The organism is Salmonella sp. SAL04162 (genome assembly GCF_046551535.1).
Taxonomy (GTDB): Bacteria; Pseudomonadota; Gammaproteobacteria; order Enterobacterales; family Enterobacteriaceae; genus Salmonella; species Salmonella enterica.
The window spans coordinates 1-4,433 of sequence record NZ_JBGDVX010000032.1 but is presented as its reverse complement, the minus strand read 5'-3'; the positions used below and the strand labels follow the sequence as shown (position 1 = coordinate 4,433).

Annotated in this window: 7 protein-coding genes and 1 pseudogene; 2 read left to right on the top strand and 6 right to left on the bottom strand. The window is 53.1% G+C overall.

Annotated elements, in window-relative coordinates; translation table 11 throughout:
* Positions 1–192: 192 nt before the first annotated feature.
* A complete protein-coding gene (locus ACLJRH_RS26055) occupies positions 193–693 on the bottom strand; it encodes a hypothetical protein (protein WP_047590535.1) in 501 nt (166 codons plus the stop codon).
* Complete coding sequence (locus ACLJRH_RS26050; RefSeq protein ID WP_080202504.1) at positions 693–1,583, bottom strand: replication initiation protein; 891 nt, start codon at positions 1,581–1,583, stop codon at positions 693–695. Before ACLJRH_RS26050 ends, ACLJRH_RS26055 begins: the two co-directional genes overlap by 1 nt.
* 281 nt (positions 1,584–1,864) lie before the next feature.
* Here ACLJRH_RS26050 and ACLJRH_RS26045 point away from each other — a divergent pair, with 281 nt between their 5' ends.
* A complete protein-coding gene (locus ACLJRH_RS26045; protein WP_064179603.1) occupies positions 1,865–2,104 on the top strand; it encodes a type II toxin-antitoxin system CcdA family antitoxin in 240 nt (79 codons plus the stop codon).
* Positions 2,104–2,412 carry a CcdB family protein gene (locus ACLJRH_RS26040; RefSeq protein WP_094309572.1) on the top strand — a complete coding sequence of 103 codons (309 nt, stop codon included), beginning with the start codon at positions 2,104–2,106 and terminating at the stop codon, positions 2,410–2,412. The genes ACLJRH_RS26045 and ACLJRH_RS26040 overlap by 1 nt, the downstream gene beginning before the upstream one ends.
* A 103-nt stretch (positions 2,413–2,515) precedes the next feature.
* Here the strand turns inward: ACLJRH_RS26040 and ACLJRH_RS26035 are convergent, their stop codons facing one another.
* From ACLJRH_RS26035 to ACLJRH_RS26020, 4 genes and pseudogenes are all read right to left on the bottom strand, one after another.
* Positions 2,516–2,752 (bottom strand): MbeD family mobilization/exclusion protein, encoded by a 237-nt coding sequence (locus ACLJRH_RS26035; protein WP_037427059.1) that lies wholly within the window; start codon positions 2,750–2,752, stop codon positions 2,516–2,518.
* A 60-nt stretch (positions 2,753–2,812) separates the two neighbouring features.
* Positions 2,813–3,298: an MbeB family mobilization protein gene (locus tag ACLJRH_RS26030; protein ID WP_139592782.1), complete on the bottom strand. Its 486-nt coding sequence runs from the start codon at positions 3,296–3,298 to the stop codon at positions 2,813–2,815.
* A 370-nt stretch (positions 3,299–3,668) separates the two neighbouring features.
* Positions 3,669–3,818 (bottom strand): annotated as a pseudogene (locus ACLJRH_RS26025) (nuclease); the annotation flags it as partial.
* Positions 3,819–3,966: 148 nt separating this feature from the next.
* Positions 3,967–4,302, bottom strand: a complete 336-nt coding sequence (locus ACLJRH_RS26020; protein ID WP_080202507.1) for a plasmid mobilization protein — start codon at positions 4,300–4,302, stop codon at positions 3,967–3,969.
* Positions 4,303–4,433 lie beyond the last annotated feature (131 nt).

Genomic DNA, 4,433 nt, shown 5'->3' with positions numbered 1-4,433 from the left:
CCAGGGGTTTCGGGGGGCGGCGAGCCCCCTGAACCAGTCACAGAAGGAACCCTCGCAGAGGGGACGCTGTGTGTACTGGCTTAAAGGGTAGTACAGTATGTCAGGTTCTGTGCTGTCTGCAAAAAAAAAAGCCCTCTGCTAGAGAGGGCTGTTATCTGATATAGGTTGTTTTGTCCCAAACTACAAAGACGGTCAGGCTGGATTATAAAATGGATATATGTCTTCACAGAGTGTGTTACTGATAGTGACTGTGCGCTCGTGGAAGAATTTCAGCAGTGTATCTAGCACTTCGGTTGATAGAATTTGTTGGTGGATGGGATTAACCTTCAACCCGCAAAGGTCCCCAATTACTTGATTAAGAAACCAAGAATCCGACATATTCCCTTGAGAAAACCAGCGAGTGTTATCAGATAATCTTTCCAGCATATTCTTATCATCTGTTGAATCTAGGTAGTGCTTTACAAAACCAATAACTTTAACTCTTACAGCTTCTGATTTTCTCCCATGTTCCTTAAGATAAGTAGCATTGAGAAAAAGTCCAGCGGCTAAAAATACAACCCCTTCACCATCAACAATGGTTACGCCATTAGCTTCAACTATGGCTACAACCTTCTTTGCAACACCTAGAATCTTATCGCTAACGTATAAGTCGACTTGATTGCTGCTAATTTTTTTTCTAAAAAAACCAAACATTATAACCCTCTAAAATCTCTATACCATTTAGAACGACTGATCCCTAAATCAAGCCAAGGGCTTCCGACAATCTTTGGCCTTCCCCCTCCTCGGCTTTTCATTCCTCTTTTCGATTGAATTTCAGATGAGTGAGTATCTGCAACATATTGCACAAAATTAGCTTCAGAGAAGTTTTTGTATGTCCATTTAGCAATGCTCTTAGCTATTCCACTAACTTCATTTTCATCCAGAGGGGCTAAAAATTGCAGGTTATAGGCACTGGCACGTTCGTAGCAGGCTTGCAGCCACTGCTCATACTCAGGCCAGCCCTGACGGATAGCACGGTATGCCCACTTGCGGGTTTTATCGAACAGGGTGCAGTTACGGCCTAAACCATAATCGGGTAGGATTTCTTTGTCGTTCGCCGCACTCAGATCGAGTGAGTCCGCTAACCAGTCCAGCGTGTAAAGTTCCGGCTGCCACACGGCAAGCTGCCAGTGGTCATGGTTCGGATTCTTGCAGATTAACCCCGAATAGCCGGTGTCAGCGTCCAGTTTTTGACACAGCGCACGCTCAACCGCTGCCGCATACTTCAGCGGCTTCATTTTTCCGTCAGGTGCGGTGCGTACTGCGGTTTTCAGTGCGTACAGCAAATGGGCGTGACCATTTTCGGGATTCATGATGGTCAGTGTGGGCGCGGGGGCGTTGCGGTCGCTCCAGTCTATCGCCGCACCAGGGCGGTCAACGTCAAACCCGAGCCAGAACATCGCGTGTGGCTGGTTGAACTGGATATATTTCGCAAGAATGGCGCGCTCTTTCCCGGCAATGCGTACGCCGAACTGGAGTTCGTCGGTAAAATAGGGTTTGCGGGGAAGCCGCTCGTTAAAAAGGTCGAGTGCCTGGTTAGTCAATCTCGCCTGCGCTTATGGCGGGCTGTTGTTTCGCACGGTTCATGTGCTAGTATCCTTCTTAGGTTTTGTGCCTGCGCCCTCGTTAATCATGTCCTTCCGCCAAGTCGAGCATGATTACGGGGGCGTCGTCTTTTCTGCCGCTTAACGTTACACACCCCGCCGTATTTTGTCACCTGTCACCGTCAGTTATTGCCTGAAGCAACAGACCATTACCTTCCGGGTAAAAAACGCGTACACTGGCAACACGTGCTATATACACGTGTAAAAATCAGGAGATCATCATGCCCGTATCAGCGATGCGCCATAAAAAAACCGTCAGTGTGACAATCGAGCCTGCGCTTTTGCATCAGGCCCGCGAAGCCGGGATTAATCTGTCTGCCACGCTCACCACCGCCCTGAAACATCAGATCCGCGAGTCAGAAGCGGAGCGCTGGAAACGCGCCAACCGCAAGGCAATCCAGGAGCTCAACCGTATTACGGACGAGCACGGCTTACTCTCTGACGATCACAGGACGTTCTGATGCAGTTCATGGTTTACCGCAATAACAGCAACAACCGGGCTTATCCCTATCTGCTCGATGTACAGAGCGATATTATCGACGAACTGAATACCCGCCTGGTGATCCCGCTGTTTCTGCTGGATGAAGTGAATGGACGGCCCGCCCGCCGCCTGACCCCGGTGCTGAATGTGGACGGTGAGGATTTTCTGGTCATGACACATGAAATGGCCAGCGTTCGCCAGTCACAGCTAGGGGAAGAGGTGGTGAGCGTCCAGGAGCACCGGCAGGCCATCAAGAATGCGCTGGATTTTCTGCTCGACGGTTTCTGAGTTTACCTTTCCATCCCGTGATCGTGTCCCCGGCTGCGTCCGGGGGCAAATGAGCGCGTTTTCTGTCGTTCCTGTTTCTGCGCCAGCTCCCTGTCCAGTCTGGCTACCTGCGCGTCAAGCGGCTGACGGCTTCGGTTAAGCTCATGACCTGCTGCCGCAAGCTCTCCACCTGCCCGCTCAAGTGCTGACACGCCTGGTCGCTGCGCATCAGCGCGGCGGAAGTAGTGGTGAACATGGTCTGCAAGCTGTCGTAACTGGCCTGCCATGCCTGCTGTCGTGTCTCGTAATCGTCCTGTAAGCGCTCTAACGCACTCAGCAGCAGTTTTTCGGTCTCGGTCATGGATTTGCTTGTCCTTATCGCTAAAAACGCCGTATGGCGCTTCTGTGGCAACTGACGGGGCTATTTCGCGGTGTAGGTCACTACCTGTTTGTCGTTTTTCGAGGTGTACAGCTCGACGCCCTTCGCGCTCTTCGGCAGCACCACGTAATACTTGTTCTTCCGGGTGTCGTCCGTGAGTATTTCCACCCCCGCCCCCGATTTCGCTTTCAGGTCGGTAAGCTGCTGGCTGTAGCTGTTCATCTCGTCCAGCCGTGAGGCGATGAGTGTCCCCTGAAACCACAGTATCCCCGACAGAATACCGATCAGCAGCACACCACAAACCAGTATCCATATCAGCGCTATCGTGACCGAGCGCCGCAGCAGGGTTGTCTGCCGGGTGTTCTGCTCGTGGATAGCGTCGCTGATGTTCTTCCCGCTTGATTTCAAGGCCTCGCTGATGGATTGCTCGAGCTTCACAAACTCGCTTTTCACGCTCTCCCCGGTACGCTGTGCCTGCTGCTTCGAGGTCTCCTCGAAGGCTTTCGCTAAATCTAAAATCCCGCTCATATAACGCTCCTTTTAACCGGATATTTCGTCCACCGTCCGGGTCGGCAATGCTGAGACTGCTTTTCGTTTCTCGCACCACTGTCAACCCGCCGTTTTCCAGCGCCCTGACCACATCCTCACGGTCGCGGATCATCCCCTGTGCCACCATCGTTTCCAGCGAGTCCGTAATGGTCTGCGCCGCCTTCTGACGGTCGCCGGGAAGGTCATTTCCCGGTGTCAGGGTTCGCCTTCGGGCGGGATCATGAGGGTCATCAAGATTCAGGCGGTCATTGGTCAGAGTCTGCCAGGCGTTGACCCTGGGACGGTCAGCCCGGTCATAGTAGGGTTGCAGGCGTTTCCCGCTCTGCAATTCGATGTTCGGGATCACAAAATTCAGCTCCAGCCTGTCCTTGTCCCGGTGCTCCACCCAAAGGCAGGCGTACTGGTCGCCATCCAGACCGGGCAACAGTGTCTGCTCGAACTCCTCCATCAGACGCTCTTTCTCATCGTCAGGGAGGTTTTCTTCCCGGAACGACAACACCCCGGAGGTGTAGGCGCGGGCAAAATCACAACCATCAATCAGTTGCCTGATACGCTCAGGCTCACCGCGCAGCACCACCGCTTTTTCCCTGTCTCGTTCTTTCCCCAGCAGGTAATCCACCGGGCCACTGCCTGCACCCGCACCCCGGCTATGAATTTTGACGATCACGCTGTGTCTCCAGAAGCTCAGATAACTGGCGATCAAGACTGGTCAGTACCGCCAGAAGAGAGACCTGCTGATAGGCCGGGATAGCGTCCAGACCATGCAGCTTACGGGCTATCTGATTAAGGTTATTTCCGATGCCGGTCACCTGGCGAAGCAGTGCCGGATCTACGTCAGGCACACGCCGACGACGTAATACATGTTCACCCAAACCGAGCGAGCGCAGCCATTCAGCGAGATGAGCACGATCACAACGTGCCAGTAGTCGCTCATGTTCACTCTCAGTCAGGCGGATTTTTATCTCTTTCGTTCGCTTGTCCATGACACTCCGCTGAGAAAACTTTCGCACCCAGAGTGCGAATTTTCGCAGTGGATGCCAGGGGTTTCGGGGGGCGGCGAGCCCCCTGAACCAGTCACAGAAGGAACCCTCGCAGAGGGGACGCTGTGTGTACT

What these genes read in the sequence shown, in the direction of transcription:
- ACLJRH_RS26055 (WP_047590535.1), bottom strand. Translation starts at nt 693, where the DNA reads ATGTTTGGTTTTTTTAGAAAAAAAATTAGCAGCAATCAAGTCGACTTA.
- ACLJRH_RS26020 (WP_080202507.1), bottom strand. Translation starts at nt 4,302, where the DNA reads ATGGACAAGCGAACGAAAGAGATAAAAATCCGCCTGACTGAGAGTGAA.
- ACLJRH_RS26045 (WP_064179603.1), top strand. Translation starts at nt 1,865, where the DNA reads ATGCCCGTATCAGCGATGCGCCATAAAAAAACCGTCAGTGTGACAATC.
- ACLJRH_RS26030 (WP_139592782.1), bottom strand. Translation starts at nt 3,298, where the DNA reads ATGAGCGGGATTTTAGATTTAGCGAAAGCCTTCGAGGAGACCTCGAAG.
- ACLJRH_RS26035 (WP_037427059.1), bottom strand. Translation starts at nt 2,752, where the DNA reads ATGACCGAGACCGAAAAACTGCTGCTGAGTGCGTTAGAGCGCTTACAG.
- ACLJRH_RS26040 (WP_094309572.1), top strand. Translation starts at nt 2,104, where the DNA reads ATGCAGTTCATGGTTTACCGCAATAACAGCAACAACCGGGCTTATCCC.